At 71.3% G+C, this 16680-nt stretch carries 13 protein-coding genes; 4 read left to right on the top strand and 9 right to left on the bottom strand.

Features of this window, described 5'->3' with window-relative positions; genetic code table 11:
• Nucleotides 1-70: 70 nt before the first annotated feature.
• Both ACFYWG_RS24210 and ACFYWG_RS24205 read left to right on the top strand, forming a co-directional pair.
• The gene (locus tag ACFYWG_RS24210) at nt 71-847 is read left to right on the top strand and encodes a CDP-alcohol phosphatidyltransferase family protein (protein ID WP_383510323.1); all 777 of its coding nucleotides are present in this window, start codon (nt 71-73) and stop codon (nt 845-847) included.
• Between the two features lie 104 nt (nt 848-951).
• Nucleotides 952-1911 (top strand): ATP-binding protein, encoded by a 960-nt coding sequence (locus ACFYWG_RS24205; protein WP_389203492.1) that lies wholly within the window; start codon nt 952-954, stop codon nt 1909-1911.
• Between the two features lie 56 nt (nt 1912-1967).
• On the opposite strand, the gene ACFYWG_RS24200 is transcribed toward ACFYWG_RS24205, so the two are convergent.
• A complete protein-coding gene (locus ACFYWG_RS24200) occupies nt 1968-2510 on the bottom strand; it encodes a hypothetical protein (protein ID WP_389203490.1) in 543 nt (180 codons plus the stop codon).
• A 168-nt stretch (nt 2511-2678) separates the two neighbouring features.
• Between ACFYWG_RS24200 and ACFYWG_RS24195 the strand changes: the two genes are divergently transcribed.
• On the top strand, nt 2679-3302 hold the full coding sequence (locus ACFYWG_RS24195; protein WP_389203488.1) for an HD domain-containing protein: 624 nt from the start codon (nt 2679-2681) through the stop codon (nt 3300-3302).
• Nucleotides 3303-3540: 238 nt separating this feature from the next.
• Here ACFYWG_RS24195 and ACFYWG_RS24190 read toward each other — a convergent pair whose 3' ends face one another.
• The 6 genes from ACFYWG_RS24190 to ACFYWG_RS24165 form a co-directional block, all read right to left on the bottom strand.
• Nucleotides 3541-5430, bottom strand: coding sequence for a DNA/RNA helicase domain-containing protein (locus tag ACFYWG_RS24190; protein ID WP_389203486.1), 1890 nt, complete (start codon nt 5428-5430; stop codon nt 3541-3543).
• 196 nt (nt 5431-5626) lie between these two features.
• Complete coding sequence (locus tag ACFYWG_RS24185; protein WP_389203484.1) at nt 5627-7504, bottom strand: discoidin domain-containing protein; 1878 nt, start codon at nt 7502-7504, stop codon at nt 5627-5629.
• Nucleotides 7505-7644: 140 nt separating this feature from the next.
• Nucleotides 7645-9003, bottom strand: coding sequence for a GH1 family beta-glucosidase (locus tag ACFYWG_RS24180; RefSeq protein ID WP_389203482.1), 1359 nt, complete (start codon nt 9001-9003; stop codon nt 7645-7647).
• 29 nt (nt 9004-9032) lie between these two features.
• Complete coding sequence (locus ACFYWG_RS24175; RefSeq protein WP_376324974.1) at nt 9033-9872, bottom strand: carbohydrate ABC transporter permease; 840 nt, start codon at nt 9870-9872, stop codon at nt 9033-9035.
• Between the two features lie 8 nt (nt 9873-9880).
• Entirely contained in the window at nt 9881-10870 is a 990-nt protein-coding gene (locus ACFYWG_RS24170; protein ID WP_389203480.1) for a carbohydrate ABC transporter permease, read from the bottom strand.
• Nucleotides 10871-10875: 5 nt separating this feature from the next.
• Nucleotides 10876-12192 (bottom strand): ABC transporter substrate-binding protein, encoded by a 1317-nt coding sequence (locus ACFYWG_RS24165; protein ID WP_383510299.1) that lies wholly within the window; start codon nt 12190-12192, stop codon nt 10876-10878.
• A gap of 256 nt (nt 12193-12448) precedes the next feature.
• On the opposite strand from ACFYWG_RS24165, the gene ACFYWG_RS24160 reads away from it, so the two are divergent.
• Nucleotides 12449-14251 carry a coagulation factor 5/8 type domain-containing protein gene (locus ACFYWG_RS24160; protein WP_389203476.1) on the top strand — a complete coding sequence of 601 codons (1803 nt, stop codon included), beginning with the start codon at nt 12449-12451 and terminating at the stop codon, nt 14249-14251.
• 51 nt (nt 14252-14302) lie between these two features.
• On the opposite strand, the gene fusA is transcribed toward ACFYWG_RS24160, so the two are convergent.
• Nucleotides 14303-16342, bottom strand: a complete 2040-nt coding sequence (gene fusA, locus ACFYWG_RS24155; protein ID WP_383511623.1) for an elongation factor G — start codon at nt 16340-16342, stop codon at nt 14303-14305.
• Between the two features lie 90 nt (nt 16343-16432).
• Nucleotides 16433-16561: a hypothetical protein gene (locus tag ACFYWG_RS24150; protein WP_389203473.1), complete on the bottom strand. Its 129-nt coding sequence runs from the start codon at nt 16559-16561 to the stop codon at nt 16433-16435.
• Between the last annotated feature and the right edge of the window lie 119 nt (nt 16562-16680).

Genomic DNA, 16680 nt, shown 5'->3' with positions numbered 1-16680 from the left:
CGAGGGGTGCACAGGCCGCGCACAAGGTAGCGGCCTTGATCGACTCTGTCACACGGCCGGAGGGTGTTCGGTGGCCCTGAACAACACGTACGACGCGAGGCTCGTCCAGCAGGAGACCGCCCTGGGGGCGGGTGTGCAGGTGCTGCTGCTGGCCCTGATCGGCACGGCGATCGGGATGGGCCCGGTGGGCTGGCTGAGCGGTCTCGCGTTCGCGGTCGCCACCTGGGCGGTGCTCTCCCGGGCCCTGCACCGGTCGGGGCTGCGCAGCTTCGGCGCGGCGAACCGGGTCACCCTCGGCCGGGCCACCCTCGTCGGCGGCGTCACCGCCCTCGTGGCGGACTCCTTCCAGAGCTCGCCGCCCGTGTCGCTGTTCGTCGGCCTGACCGCGGTGGCGCTGATCCTCGACGGGGTCGACGGCAAGGTGGCCCGCCGCACCGGCACCTCGACCCCGCTGGGCGCGCGCTTCGACATGGAGGTCGACGCGTTCCTCATCCTCGTACTGAGCGTGTACGTGTCGACCCGGCTCGGCCCGTGGGTCCTCCTGATCGGCGGCATGCGGTACGTCTTCGTCGCCGCGGCCCGCGTCTGGCCCTGGCTCACGGCGGCGCTCCCGCCGAGCACCGCCCGCAAGACGGTCGCCGCGCTGCAGGGCGTCCTCCTGCTGCTGGCGGGCGCCGGACTGCTGCCGTACGCGGCCGACTTCGCGGTGGCGGCGCTGGCCCTGACCCTGCTGGTCTGGTCGTTCGGCCGGGACGTGCTGTGGCTGTACCGCAGCCGGCGCCCCGCGACCGCGGGCACGGAGCAGACCCCGGCCGCCCGCCCGGTCCCGGAGCTGGTCGCGGGGTGACGGTGAGCTCCCGGCTCCCGAACGGCTCAAGCGATTTGACAGGCACACGGTCCACTCCCTAAACCTGACGACATGACATCCATTTTCAACAAGGTGGAACGGTCGTGAGGGTCGCGTTCGTCGGCAAGGGCGGCAGCGGCAAGACCACCCTGTCGGCGCTCTTCTCCCGCCACCTGGCGCGCTCCGGCGCCCCGGTCCTCGCCATCGACGGCGACATCAACCAGCACCTGGCCGAGGCGCTCGGCGGCGAGGAGGTGCCGGCCCCTCCCCTCGGCGCACACCTGACCGAGATCAAGGACTACCTGCGCGGCACCAACCCGCGCATTCCCTCCGCCGAGGCGATGATCAAGACGACGCCGCCCGGCCGCGGCTCCCGCCTCCTGCGCCCGCTCGGCGACGACGATCTGCACGCCCGCCACGTCGGCCGGGCCGGTGGCGTCCCCCTCATGGCCACGGGCGAGTTCGACGAGTCCGACCTGGGCGTGGCCTGCTACCACTCCAAGCTCGGCGGGGTGGAGCTGTACCTGAGCCACCTGGTGGACGGCCCCGGCGAGTACGTCGTGGTGGACATGACCGCCGGCACCGACGCCTTCGCCTCGGGCCTGTTCACGCGCTTCGACCTCACGTTCCTGGTGGCGGAGCCCACCCGGAAGGGCGTGTCGGTCTACCGCCAGTACCGCGAGCACGCGGAGCAGTTCGGGATCCGGATCGCCGTCGTCGGCAACAAGGTGACCTGCGAGGACGACCTGCTCTTCCTCAAGCAGCAGGTCGGGGACGACCTCCTCACCCACCTGGTGCAGTCCCCCTGGGTCCGCGCGGCGGAGCAAGGCCGCACGGAGCCGGGCCCGGACGCCCTCGCCTCCCTGGAACCGCACAACCTCCACGCCCTGCGCGTCCTGCGCGAGACGGTCGACGCCGAGGTACGCGACTGGGACCGGCTGCACCGCCACGCGGTGGAGTTCCACCTGCGCAACGTCCGCGCGTGGGCGGACGCGCGCACCGGCGGGAACCTGACGGCCCAGGTGGACCCGGAGTACGTCCCGGGCCCGGCGGCCTCGGCCTGAGACCCGGCCCGGCCCTGGGCCTGCCGCCTCCTCCCCCTCTCAGCCGGCTCGGCGGGCTACTCGATCCCGGTGGCATCGAGTAGCCGGACCACGTCCTTGCGCCGGTACCCGAGCAGTCGGGCACGGTCGGCGGCCGTCAGGACCAGATGCGCGACGATCTCGGCCGCATGTCCGTCCTTGTGACCCGAGTCGAACCACTCCTGGGGCTTCTCGACGCCCAGGCTGTTCATCACGAGCCCGTGCTCGCGGCGGACCTGCGCGACGGTGCCGGCGACCGCGTCCACGAGCGTTCTGCCCGGCCGCTCACACTCCAGGGCGAACCATCCCCGATCCACGGGCACGCACCCCTCGGGCGGACGCGCCCGCAGCCCCGCGTACCGCTCGTCCCCGAACCCGCAGGCCCCGGACTCCTCGTGCACCAGCGTGAACCGGTGACGGCCGGGCGGCAGCGGTGGCGGTGGCGGGCTGTACTCCCACCCCGCGTCCTCGTACAACTGCCGCTTCACCTCTTCGGCGTCGGCGAGCGTCACGGTGAACCCGTTCGCCTCGTTGCGGCCGGTCGTGGTGCCGTCGGGGTTGCGTCGGAAATGCAGGCCCATGATGTGCTCCCGTCCTTGTAGGTGACGGGAGGACAAGTCCCGTCACCAGCACGAACGGTCGGCCGAGGGGGCGGGTGCCCGCTTTCGGGAGGGCCATCCGATGGTGTGAACTGTCGCCCTCCGGGAACTGCCGGGCTCAGCCGGGTGAACGGTTGCTACGCTCCCGCGATGAGGATTCCGGATCCCGCAGAGATTCGCGCACTGCACGAGAAGCACGCGCCGACCGCCGAAGCGTTCGGACTCGTCCACACGCACTGCGAGGTCGTGTGGGGCATCGCGGAGCAGCTCCTGTCCGCTCCCCACCTCGCACACCTCGATGCCGACCTGATCCGTGCCGGCTGCCTCCTGCACGACATCGGTGTCTACCGCCTCTACGACGACCAGGGACAGCTGGACCACCGGAACTACATCCGGCACGGGCTGCTCGGCCACGAGATCCTCGAAGCGGAGGGCTTGCCCGAGGTGCTGCGCCGATTCTGCTCCCACCACACCGGAGTCGGACTCACGCGGCAGGACATCGTGGCCCAGAGGCTGCCCCTCCCGCCCGCCGACTACCTGGCGGTGACGGAGGAGGAGAGGCTGGTGATGTACGCGGACAAGTTCCACACCAAGTCCCGGCCTTCGGTGTACCTCTCCCCCGATGAATACGCCCTGCACGTGGCTCGTTTCGGCGCGCAGAAGGTGGCGGCTTTCGAGGCCCTGCGCGCGCAGTTCGGCGACCCTGCGCTCACCGGTCCCGTGCCGGGCTTCCGCCCGGAGGACAGGTCCGCGGCCGCTGCAGGGCGGGCATGACGGCTCGGGGAGGTGGAGCGGTAGCGCTCGCTCCGTCGGTCGGGCCGCACCGGCGGCGGACCGCTGGGAGGCCGGTGCCACGGCTGTCCGGTGCGGCAGGTCCAACCGCCCCCTTCAGATGACGCAACAGGCGCTCAGGGTCGCCGAGTTGCCCGTATGCCCCGTCCGCTGGTGGGCTCACTGGTCACCCAGCGGTCGTTCAGTCACGGCGAGCAGGTCTCAACCGAAGTACGTGGTCTCAAACGACGGAAGGTTGCCGCTCCAGCCGGTGGCCTGCCAGCTCCCTCAACTTCTCCCGAGTCTCCGGATCCGTCGAGTACACGATCGTCCCGACCATCCCCCTGGTCAGCAGCACCTTGTACGTGTTGCGGATCAGGCGGTCCACGTCGGTGTCGGTCGTGGACTTCTTGAACACCGGGTCCTTCGAGGCGGTGCGGTCCGTGATCCAGCGATCACCGCGCCAGAGCAGATCGGGGCCGATGATGACGCCGGACCAGTCGTACTCGAAGCCCTGGGCGGTGTAGACGCAGCCGACCTGACCGAAGCCCGCCGGATCGGTCGCCCACAGGGCGGCCGGGGGCGCGCCGGACACGGAGCGGTCGCCCCGCAGATTCCAGGGGCGCGCCCAGTCGCCGATGACCACGTCGGGCGGAAGCGGCTCTCCCGGCTTGGGCTCCGGCGACCAGCGCCAGCAGTAGCCGGCCGACATGCGGGCACCGTAGCCCTGGGCACGGCGGGCTTCGAGCATCGCCTCCAGCTCCTGCGGACTGTCGGCCACCAGCAGCTGCATGCGGTCGTCAGGATCCCAGACGACCGGGCCGCCGGGCTCGAGCCCGAGGAGCCGGACCACCCAGCGCAGGTAGGCGTCACTGCCGCCGCAGCGGAACTGACTGTCCAGCGGGACGACATGGCAGGGGATACCTCGCTCGGCCGCTGCCGCTTTGATGTCGGCCACGGTGCCCATCTCGCCAGGGCGCACGACCTGGTGCTCGTCGAGGAAGAAGACGGGTACGTAGGCGACATCGATGAGTTCGTCGATCTGGGCCCTGCCGGTCCGCAGTGCGGCACGGGTGTAGCGGTTGGCCGACGTCTCCCGGATGCGGTGGGCTTCGTCGCAGATCAGGGCGCCAAGGCTGTTCTTCTCGGCGGTCATGAAACTGTTGAAGTACTTGAACAGGTCCTGGACCTCCCGCTTCCGGGCACCGGCGACCTTCCGCATCGTCTTGGTGAACGACTGCGAGCCGGTGGCGTGCAGCGCCGGGACCCCGCGCCGGTACAGCTCACCGAGCAACTGCAGGGCGATGACGCTCTTGCCGGTGCCGGGGCCACCGGTGACGATGACCACTTCCTTGCGGTCGGCGTGCTTCGCTTGGTCCACGGCGTTGAGCACCATGCGGTAGGCGACCTGCTGCTCGTCGAGGAGGACGAACTGTCGGCGCTCCCGTACCTCCGCCGCGGCCACGGACATCAGTTGCTTCGACGGCACCGTGGCGCCCGCGAGCAGTTCGTCCGCCGCTCGAGCCCCTCGGTGCTTGTCGCTCAGCAGCGAGCGGAGGTGGTCCACGAGAGCGCCGCGGCGTTCCCCGGTGAAGAGCAGTCCCTTGCCGTCCCGCTCGATCGTCCGCAGGCCCGTGACGCCGAACTCGGTGGCGTTGTGCAGGAACGCGACCCCGTTGACCCGGTGCGTTCGTTCGGCCACCGATCCGTTGAAGTTGACCAGGTAGTCGCAGTAGCGGCGTACCTGCTCGATCGGGTTGAGGACAGGGTGCGCGTAGGCGTCGACGTGGCACAACGTGGGATCGTCCTCGTGAGGCAGTGCCTGGCTCCACTGCTTCAACTCGACCACGACGTACGAGGGCTCCCCGGTCACGGGGTGCACCCCGGCGAGCACCACGTCGGCGCGCTTGCTGTTCAGGGGCAGGGCGTACTCCAGCAGGACCTCCACGTCACCCAGACCCGCGTCGTTCAGCGCGGCGGCCAGCACCGGGATGCTGCGCTCCCAGGAGCGCACCTCGGAAGCGCCTGGCCGGTAACCGTGCATGTGGACGAACTGGTCATTGAGGTGCAGGAACAGCGAGCGGTCGAGCGCCATGACGGCGACCGTTTTCGCGGACGCGCGGAACAGCAAGAACTTCCCCCAGGCAGCACGAAGTGACTCGTGCGGATGGGGGCGTGTCCTTCGAGACTCCGCCGAGGCGGAGCGGAAGCCCGTCGGGCCGCATTGACGATGGGGTCGAGATTACCTGCCGGGGGGCGCACCGTACGAGTGGTCGCCGGGGTCGAGCCGGGCCACGGGCGAGCGGTCCGCCCCTGGCCCCCACGAATCACCCCTTCTGCTCCACCCGGACCCAGTCCACCTCCGCCCGCACTCCCCCGGCCGCGATCCGGTCCACGCTCGACTGCGGGAGGCCCCAGTACGCGGACGTCACCTTGTTCCAGCCGGCCGGGTAGGCGCCGCCCAGGGCCAGGTTGAGGATGACGTACTGGTCGTGGTCGAAGACCCACTGGCCGCGGGTGGACTCCAGCTTGTTGCGGGTCGTCTCCTGGACCTGGCGGTCGTCGACGTGGAAGCGCATCGTCGTGGGGGTCCATTCGACCGCGTACGTGTGCCATTCGTCCGCCCGGCCGCCCCCGGGATACGTCTGGCGGGCGCCGATGTTGCCGTCGGCCGAGTAGCCGGGGCCGTGCAGGGCGGTGCTGGTCCAGTCCGCGTAGCCGACGTTCTCCATGATGTCGGTCTCGCCGGAGGACGGCCAGCCGACCGAGGGGTCGTCGACGTCGCTGCCCAGCAGCCAGAACGCCGGCCAGAAGCCGTCGCCGACGGGGAGCTTCATGCGGGCGCTGACCTTGCCGTAGGTGAAGTCGAAGCGGGTGTGGGTGTCGACGCGGCCGGAAGTGAAGTCGTAGGTGGCGCCGCCCGCGCGGGTGCAGCCCTTGCAGTACTTGGCCGACAGCACCAGCGTGCCGTTCTCGGTGCGGATGGTGTCCGGCGAGTCGACGTACGCCTGCGACTCTCCGTTGACCGAGCCCATCTCCGTGCCGGTGCGCACCACCCGCCACTTGGAGCGGTCGAGCCCGGAGGTGGTGAAGTCGTCGAAGAACGTGGTGCGGTAGGTGCCCGGCCGCTCGGCGGGGAGCGGCGGGTACGCGGCTGTCGCGCTGCCGCCGGTGCCCCAGACCTCGAACTCGTACAGCGAATAGCCGAACTGGGCCGTGGCGGGCGCCGGGTTGAAGAAGGAGCGGCGTTCCTTGCCGAGCATGCGGACGTAGCGGCCCGTGACGGGTTGCGGCAGCCGGATCGAGTCGTGCAGGCCGACCGCCTCCGCCGGGGTCTTCACGTTCGCGCGGCGCGTGGCGACCTCGGCGGCGGAGGGGCGGTGCACGGTGCGCCAGGTGCGGTTGTCGTCGGACACCTGCAGTTCGTAGTCGACGGCGTAGGCCGCCTCCCAGTAGAGGTCGACCGTGTCGATCGTGGAGGTGGCGCCGAGGTCGACGGAGACCCAGCGGTTGGCGTTCCAGTCGCTGGACCAGCGGCTGATGTCGGCCTTCAGGTCGGCGGGCCGGCCGCCGTCCGTGACGTACGCCGGGGAGTTGCCCGCGTGCTGGTGGTAGTTCGCGTAGGCCGGGTGGTGGAGGGCGAGGTTGGTGCGGGTCGTGGAGGCGGGGGCGGGTTCGCCGCCGTAGATCTTCATCGACCACAGCGAGTAGCCGTAGGGGGTGGCGCGTTCGACGCCGCGGAGGCGGACGTAGCGGGCGGTGACCTCCTGGGGGTGGGTGTGGGCGGTGACCGAACCGCCGGTGCCGGCCGTCTCGGTGAAGAAGGGCGTCCAGTCGGTGCCGTTCCTGGAGGACTCCAGGACGTAGCGCTTGCCGTAGGCCGCCTCCCAGTCGAGGACGACCCGGTCGACGCGGATCGTCGAGCCCAGGTCGACGCGGATCCAGGCGTTGTCGGCGAAGTCGCTGGACCAGCGGGTGGAGCCGTTGCCGTCGAAGGCGCGGCCCGGGGCGGTGTCGGGGTTCTCGCTGCCGGAGGCCGTGACAGCGGCCGGGTTCACCGCGTGGGCGGCGGCCGCGCGGTCCGTGTCCCAGGCGGCCGCGGCGGCGGGTGCCGGCGGGGCGGGGGCCGCGAAGGCGGGGCCCGCGCAGAGCAGGGCCAGTGCGGCGACGGCGGTCAGGAGGGTGCGGGGCGTGGGGGACGGCATGGCTCTCTCCTCCGGTGGGGGGACGTACCTGCAGGACGTACAGGTCGTACTGACGTGTACCTGACAGACGCAGACGCGGGAGGTGGAGCCGGGGTGGGCGTGGACTCCCGCGTTCCTCGCCCACCCCGGCGTTCGGGGGTTCAGGCCGCCTTGCGCGCCTGATGGCGGTGGGAGCGGACCACGTCGGCGTACCGGTGGCCCGTGCCCTTGATCGTGCGGCGCTGCGTCGCGTAGTCGACGTGGACCAGGCCGAACCGCTTCTCGTAGCCGTAGGCCCACTCGAAGTTGTCCAGCAGGGACCAGGCGAAGTAGCCGGCCAGCGGGGCGCCCTTGCGGGCGGCCGAGGCGCAGGCGGCGAGGTGGCCCAGCAGGTAGTCCTGCCGCTCCGGGTCGTCGACGGTGCCGTCGGGGCGGACGACGTCGGGGAAGGCCGAGCCGTTCTCCGTGACGTACAGCCGGCGCGCCCCGTAGTCCTCGGTGAGGCGCAGCAGCAGTGTCTCGATGCCGCTCGCGTCGATCTCCCAGTCCATGCCGGTGCGCGGGACGCCCTCGCGGCGCACGGCACGGGCGTACGGGGCCGGGCCCTCGGGGTCGTCGGCGACCGTCTGCGGGAAGTAGTAGTTGAGGCCCAGCCAGTCCAGCGGCGCGGCGATGGCCGCCGAGTCGCCGGGCTGCTCCGGGAGGTCGACGCCGTAGACCTCGCGCATGTCGGCCGGGAAGCCGCGGCCGTGCACCGGGTCGAGCCACCAGCGGTTGGTGTGGCCGTCCATGCGGCGGGCGGCGGCGAGGTCCTCGGGCCGGTCGGAGGCGGCGTGGACGGTGGAGAGGTTGTTGACGATGCCCACCTGCGGGCCCGGCACCGCCGCCCGCACGGCATGGGAGGCCAGGCCGTGGCCGAGCAGCAGGTGGTAGGAGGCGCGCACGGCGGCGGTCAGGTCCGTCCAGCCGGGGGCCATCACGCCCTCGAGGTGGCCGATCCACGCCGAGCACAGCGGCTCGTTGAGGGTCGCCCAGTGGGTGACGCGGTCGCCGAGCCGCTCGGCGACGACCGAGGCGTACTCCGCGAACGCGAGAGCCGTGTCCCGCTCCGGCCAGCCGCCGCGGTCCTGGAGCACCTGCGGCAGGTCCCAGTGGTACAGGGTGACCGACGGGGTGATGCCGGCCTCCAGCAGCCCGTCGATCAACTCGTCGTAGAAGGCCAGGCCCTTGGCGTTGACGGGGCCGTCCCCGCCGGGGACGACACGCGGCCAGGCCACCGAGAGGCGGTAGGCGTTGACGCCGAGCCGGCGCATCAGGCCGATGTCCTCGCGCCAGCGGTGGTAGTGGTCGCAGGCGACGTCGCCGTGGTCGCCCCCGGCGGTCTTGCCGGGGGTGTGCGAGAAGGTGTCCCAGATCGACGGCGAGCGGCCGTCCTCCGCCACGGCTCCCTCGATCTGGTACGCCGAGGTGGCCGTGCCCCACAGGAAGTCGTGCGGGAGTGCGGCGAGGTCGATGGTCACGGAAGTCCCTTCGAGAACGGGCGAGTCGGTCACTTGACGGCTCCTGCCGTCAGGCCGGCCACGAGGTAGCGCTGCAGGAGCAGGAAGCCCGCGACCACGGGCACGCTGACGACCAGCGAGGCGGCCATGATCTGGTTCCAGTACACGTCGTTGAGGGTGGAGTAGCCCTGCAGGCCGACCGCCAGGGTGCGGGTGGTGTCGTTGGTCATCACCGAGGCGAACAGGACCTCGCCCCAGGCGGTCATGAAGGCGTAGACGGCGACGGCGACGATGCCGGGCACCGCGGCCGGGACGACCACCCGGAACAGGGCGCCGAGCGGGCCGCAGCCGTCGACCAGGGCCGCCTCGTCCAGGTCGCGCGGCACCGAGTCGAAGTAGCCGATCAGCATCCAGATGGAGAACGGCAGCGAGAACGTGAGGTAGGTGAGGATGAGCCCGCCGCGGGAGCCGAACAGGGCGATGCCGGTGGCGTTGCCGATGTTGACGTAGATGAGGAACAGGGGCAGCAGGAAGAGGATGCCGGGGAACATCTGCGTCGACAGGACGGTGACGGTGAAGACACGTTTGCCGCGGAAGTCGTAGCGGCTGACGGCGTACGCCGAGAACACCGCGATGACCACCGAGCAGACCGTGGCCGCGCCCGCCACCACCAGGGAGTTGACGAAGTAGCGCGCGAGCGGGACGGTCGACCAGATGTCGATGTAGGGGCGGACGGTCAGCTCGCTCGGCAGCCAGCGGAACTTGCCCGTGACGTCGGCGAGGGGCTTGAGCGAGCTGGAGACCATGACGTAGACGGGCACGAGCACGAAGCCCGTCAGCAGGGTGAGGAAAATCCGCCGGGACCACTGGAAGGACCGCGGCGGGGCCAGGGGGGAACTCATGAGGCGGCCCTCCGTCCGCGCGAGGTCACAGCCAGGTACACGCCCGTCACCACCAGCAGGAACAGCAGGAGCAGGACGGACATCGCGGATCCGGTGCCGAAGTTCCAGGTAACGAACGAGGCCTGGTAGATGTGCACCGAGATGAGGTCGGCGGCCTCCGGCGCGGTGCGGCCGAACAGGACGTACGGCGTGTTGAAGTCGTTGAACGTCCACAGGAACAGCACCAGGACCAGGACCTGGTTGACGGGCCGCAGGGACGGCAGGGTGATGCGGCGGATCTGCTGCCAGACGCCGGCGCCGTCCAGGGCGGCCGCCTCGTACAGCTCGCGCGGGATGTTCTGCAGTCCCGCCATGACGATGAGGAAGGCGAACGGCCAGCCCTTCCAGACCGACACGACCAGCAGCGCGATGAAGCTGTTGTCGCCGATGAGCCAGAACGACGGCTTGTCGGTGAGGCCCAGCTGGTCGTGCAGGACGTGGTTCACCAGGCCGTTGTCGTGCTGGAACATGAAGACCCAGGTGATGACGGCCGCGTAGACGGGCAGCGCGTACGGGATGAGGAACAGGGCCCTGAGCAGGCCGCGGCCCCGGAAGGTGTCCTGCATGCAGATGGCCGCCGCGGTCCCGATGAACCAGCACAGGCCCACCGACAGCAGGGTGAAGGCGACGGTGACGAGGAAGGAGTGCAGCAGCGCCTCGCCGACGGGGGCGTCGAAGTCCACCGACACCGTGTAGTTGTCGAGGGCCGACCAGGGGGCCGCGCTCCAGTCGCGGATGTAGAACTGGGTGAGCTCCTTGAAGCTCATGACGATGCCGATCACCATCGGCACCAGGTGGACGAGCAGTTCGAGCAGCAGCGCCGGCAGGAGCAGCAGGTAGGGCAGCCCGGCGCGGTGGATCCGTCCGGGGCGGCGGCGGGGGCCGCGCGCCGCACCGGACGGGCTCTTGCGGACCGGCGGGGTGCCGGCTTCAACCGTGGTGGTCATGTCCGTCAGGCCGCCGGCATCTGCTGCTGGGCCTTCTGCAGGGCCGCCTTCACCGAGGCGGTGGTGACCGCGCGTCCGGCGGCCGCGTCGGCGAACAGGCCCTTGATGGCGGTGCCCACGGCCGTCTCGAACTGCGACTCGTCGGCGACCTGCGGCAGCGCGACGGCGCTCTTGGCGAGGGTGTCCTTCAGGACGGCGTTGGCGGGCGTGCTGAAGGCGCTGTCGGACTGCGCGGACTTCACCGGCGGTATGGAGCTGTAGGCCTTGTTGAGGATCTTCTGCTCGTCGTCGCTGGTCATGAACTTCACGAACCGGGTGGCGCCGTCGAGGTTGTCGGTGTTCTCGAAGACCGCCAGATTGATGCCGGCGACCATCGAGTTGACCTGCTTGCCGGTGCCGGGGGTGCCGGACTGCACGGGCACGGGCGCGATGCCGTAGTCGTCCTCGCTCATGCCCTGGGAGGCGAGGTTGGCGGAGGCGGACTGCCACAGCAGCATCGCCGTCTTGCCCTTGGCGAAGTCGCTCACCGACTGGTTCTGCGCGTACTCGGCGTTGCCCGGTGCGATGACCTTGTCCTTGGCCATCAGGTCGACGTACTGCTTGACGGCGGTGACCACGCCGTCGCCGGTGAAGTCGGCCTTGCCCTCGGGGGTGAAGAAGTCGGCGCCGTGCTGCTCGGCGAAGACGAACGCGTGGTGGATGTTCTCCGACGGGTTCGAACCCTCCGCGCCCAGGCCCCACTTGCCGTCCTTGGAGAGCTTCTTGCCGTCGGCGACGAGCTCGTCCCAGGTGGCGGGCGGCTTGGAGATGCCCGCTTCGGCGAACATCTTCTTGTTGTAGTAGAGCGCGTACGACATCGAGTACAGCGGGACCGCGGCCGGGTCCTTGCCCTCGGCGCCGGTGGAGCCGAGAGCCGAGTCGACGAACCGGTCACGGCCGCCGATCTTGTCGAAGTTCTCGGCGTCCCACGGCAGCAGCGCACCGGTGGCCTGGAGCGAGGCGCTCCAGGTGTTGCCGATGTTCAGCACGTCCGGGCCCTGGCCGGACGTGGTGGCGGTGAGGATCCGGTTGAGCAGGTCGGACCAGGGGACCACCTCCAGCTCGACCTTGATCCCGGTCTGCTTCTCGAACTTGTCCAGCTCGGGCTGGAGGACCTTCTTGTCGATCTCGATGCTGGCGCCCTGGTTGGAGGCCCAGTAGGTCAGCGTCTTGGGTGAGTCGTTCGATCCGCCGCCCGTCGCGGAGCCGCCTCCGCAGGCCGTGGCCGCGAGGGCGAGTGACAAGGTGACGGCGCCTGCCGCCGCGGCTCGGATGCTGCGCATGGCTGCTCGTGTCCCTTCCGGGAAAGTACGCGAGTACATCTCCCCGACCGCCTCCCCGACCCGCGAGTGAGGCGTCATGGCTTAATTTAGGACGTGAGTTAATCCCCGGAAGCCAGTCCCGTCAAGGGTTTGGACACACTCTTCGAACTCCGGTCGCAGCCCTTGACGCAAGTGTTCCAGGGATGAACCATTCAGCGGCGAGAGAGCGCTCCCCACACCCCACTCCGTTCACTTCCTGAACCAGGAGAGCCGCCCCATGCCTGCTGACTCCCCGTCCTCCCGTCCGCCCCTGCCCGGTCGCCGCGCGGTGCTCGGCGCCGCCGCGGCCGCGTCCGCCCTCGCCGCCGTGCCCGGCACCGCGGCGGCCGCCCCGGCCGACCGCCGGCGTCCCGGCCGCGGAAAGCCGCGCGCCCTGCCCGGCGGCGGCGACCTCGGCCCGAACGTCCTGGTCTTCGACCCGTCCACGCCGGACATCCAGGGCAGACTGGACGAGATCTTCCGCCGGCAGGAGTCGGCCCAGTTCGGCACCGGCCGCTACCAGGTGCTGTTCAAGCCCGGCGCCTACCACGGCCTGAACGCGCAGATCGGCTTCTACACGTCCGTCTCCGGTCTCGGCCTCTCCCCCGACGACACCACCATCCACGGCGACATCACCGTGGACGCCGGCTGGTTCAACGGCAACGCCACCCAGAACTTCTGGCGTTCGGCGGAGAACCTGGCCGTGGTCCCCGTCAGCGGCACCAACCGCTGGGCGGTGTCCCAGGCGGCCCCGTTCCGCCGGATGCACGTGCGCGGCAACCTCAACCTCGCCCCGAGCGGCTACGGCTGGTCCAGTGGCGGCTACATCGCCGACAGCCGGATCGACGGCCAGGTGCAGCCGTACTCGCAGCAGCAGTGGTACACCCGGGACAGCGCGATCGGCGGCTGGCTCAACGGCGTGTGGAACATGGTGTTCTCCGGCGTCGAGGGCGCCCCCGCGCAGGGCTTCCCGAACCCGCCGTACACCACGCTGACCACCACGCCCGTCTCCCGCGAGAAGCCGTTCCTCTGCCTCAGCGGCGGCGAGTACCGGGTCTTCCTGCCGGAGAAGCGGACCAACGCCCGGGGCGTCACCTGGGGCAGCGGCACCCCGCGCGGCACCTCCCTGCCGCTGAGCCGCTTCTACGTCGCCAAGCCGGGTGTCAGCGCGGCCACGCTCAACCAGGCCCTGTCCGAGGGCCTGCACCTGCTGCTCACGCCGGGCATCTACCACCTGGACCGGACCGTCCGGGTCGACCGCGCGGGCACGGTGGTGCTGGGCCTCGGCTACGCGACGCTCATCCCCGACAACGGCGTCACGGCGCTCAAGGTCGCCGACGTCGACGGGGTCCGGCTGGCCGGGTTCCTCATCGACGCCGGGCCGGTCAACTCCCCGACCCTGCTGGAGGTCGGCCCGGCCGGCGCCTCACGGGACCACTCCGCCGACCCGACCACCGTCCAGGACGTGTTCATCCGCATCGGCGGGGCGGGCCCCGGCAAGGCCACCACCAGCATGGTCGTCAACAGCCGCCACACCATCGTCGACCACACCTGGGTCTGGCGCGCCGACCACGGCGACGGCGTCGGCTGGGAGACCAACCGCGCGGACTACGGCGTGGTCGTCAACGGCCACGACGTGCTGGCCACCGGCCTGTTCGTGGAGCACTTCAACAAGTACGACGTGCAGTGGTTCGGCGAGCGCGGCCGCACGATCTTCTACCAGAACGAGAAGGCGTACGACGCGCCGAACCAGGCGGCGATCCAGAACGGCTCCGTGAAGGGGTACGCGGCCTACCGGGTCGGGGACGCCGTGACCACCCACGAGGGCTGGGGCCTGGGCAGCTACTGCTACTACAACGTCGACCCGACGATCGTCCAGCACCACGGCTTCGCGGCGCCGAACCGGCCCGGGGTGCGCTTCCACGACCTCCTGGTGGTGTCGCTGGGCGGCAACGGGCAGTACGAGTGCGTCATCAACGACACGGGGGCGCCGACCTCGGGCACGTCCACCGTGCCGTCGACGGTGGTGTCCTACCCGTGAGGCGACGGCCCCTCCCTTCCCCTCGCGAGGGGAAGGGAGGGGCGCCCGGCCCTAGCGGGCCGGTGTCGCGGCCGGCGCCGGGGCGTAGCCGGTGGGACGGGCGGTGAAGGTGCCGCGGCCCTGGGTGCGGCTGCGCAACCGGGTCGCGTAGCCGAACAGTTCGGCCAGCGGCACGGTGGCGGTGACGACCGCGGCGCCCGCCCGGGTGACCGACCCGGTCACCCGGCCGCGCCGGGCGGCGAGGTCGCCGAGCACCCCGCCGACGGCGTCCGCGGGCACGGTGACCGTCACCTCGACGACCGGCTCCAGCAGGACCATGCCGCAGCTGCGCAGGGCATCGCGCAGTCCCAGCCGGCCGGCCGTGCGGAACGCCGTGTCCGAGGAGTCCTTCACATGGGTCGCCCCGTCGGTGAGCGTCACACGCACCCCGGTCACCGGGTGCCCGCCGAGCGGGCCCTCGCCGAGCGCGTCCCGGCAGCCGGCCTCGACCGCCCGGACGTACTCCTGCGGCACGCGCCCGCCGGTCACGGCGGACCGGAACGCGAAGTGGCCCTCGTACGGCTCCACGTCGAGCACGACGTGGGCGAACTGGCCCGCCCCGCCGTCCTGTTTGACGTGCCGGAACACCAGACCGGACACGCCGCGGACGACGGTCTCGCGGTGGCTGACGCGCGGCCGGCCGGCGTTGACCTCCAGCGCCAGGTCGCGCCGCAGCTTCTCCACCGCCACCTCCAGGTGCAGCTCCCCCATGCCGGACAGCACGGTCTGCCCGGTCTCCGGGTCGGTCCGCACGGCCAGCGAGGGGTCCTCCTCGGTCAGGCGCGCCAGTCCCGACGCCAGGCGGCCGGTGTCGGAAGCCCTGCGGGGTTCGACGGCGACCGACACCACCGGCTCGGCCGCGCCGGGAGGTTCCAGCACGAGCGGGGCGTCGGGCGCGCACAGCGTCGAGCCGGCGCGGGCCGACTTCAGCCCGACGACGGCGACGATGTCGCCGGCGACCGCCCGGTCCAGGGGTGCGTGCCGGTCGGCCCGGACGCGCAGGATCCGGCCGATCCGCTCCGCGCGGCCCGCGGTCGCGTCCCACAGGGTGTCTCCCTTCTCGACGGTGCCCGAGTAGAGGCGCAGGTAGGTGAGCCGTCCCGTCGCGGTGGCGTGCACCTTGAACGCGAGCGCGGCCACGGGCGCGGCCGGGTCGGCGGGCCGTCGCCGCTCCTCACCGGCGTGCGTGCCCGTGACGGGCGGCACGTCCAGCGGGGACGGCAGGTAGTCCACGACGGCGTCGAGCAGCGGTTCGACACCGCGGTTGCGGTAGGCCGACCCGCACAGCACGACGAGGCCGCCGCCGTCGCGGGTCACGTCCCGCAACGCACGCCGCAGGGTGTCCTCGGTGAGCGCGCCCGTCGCGCAGAACTCCTCCAGCGCGCCCGGATGGAGCTCGGCCACGGCCTCCTCCAGCCCTCGGCGGCGTGCGGCGGCCTGCTGCCGCAGGCCGTCCGGCACGGGGACCTCCTCCACCGTGTCGCCCTCGCTCCACAGCAGTGCGCGCATGCGGACGAGGTCGACGACACCGGTGAAGGTCTCCTCGGCTCCCACGGGTACCTGCACGACCAGCGGGGCGGGGTGCAGTCGCTCCCTGAGGGAGGCGACTGCCGCGTCCAGGTCGGCGCCCGCGCGGTCCATCTTGTTGATGAAGGCGATGCGCGGGACGCCGTGCCGGTCGGCCTGCCGCCACACGGACTCGCTCTGCGGCTCCACGCCGGCCACCGCGTCGAACACCGCCACCGCACCGTCGAGCACGCGCAGCGCACGCTCCACCTCGTCGGCGAAGTCGACGTGGCCGGGGGTGTCGATGAGGTTGATCCGGTGCCCGTCCCAGACGCAGCTGACGGCCGCGGCGAAGATGGTGATGCCCCGGTCCCGCTCCTGCGGGTCGAAGTCGGTGACGGTGGTGCCGTCGTGGACCTCCCCGCGCTTGTGCGTGGTTCCGGTGGCGAAGAGGATCCGTTCGGTGACGGTGGTCTTGCCGGCGTCGACGTGGGCGAGGATGCCGAGGTTGCGGACGGCGGCGAGCGGGTTGCGGTGGGTGCGCACGGCCGGAGGCCTTTCGGTGCGAATCGGGAGGAGGGCAGCGCGATTCGCCGGGTGCAACACAGGCCGGCAGAGAACTGACTTTTTGTCAGCTCACCGGTGCGGCTTGCGGGTTCGTCCCGGTCGGCCGGTGCCGCCGCGCAGCGGGCACCGGGGCGACCGGGACACGAGGATCACCTCGTAGCGCGGCAGGGAGGCGGCGGCAGCGGTGTGGTCACGCACGGCCGTCTCCCTTCGTTCGTCGCGTCGGTGCACCGGGCCGGGTCGTGGGCGGCGCGGGTACGTGCGTGAGTGTAGGGAGGGGCGCGGGCCGGGAGCGAGCGATTATCCCGGCCCGCGGT

This window comes from Streptomyces sp. NPDC003456 (assembly GCF_042878735.1).
Taxonomy (GTDB): Bacteria; Actinomycetota; Actinomycetes; order Streptomycetales; family Streptomycetaceae; genus Streptomyces.
This window is presented reverse-complemented; position numbering and strand designations above follow the sequence as displayed.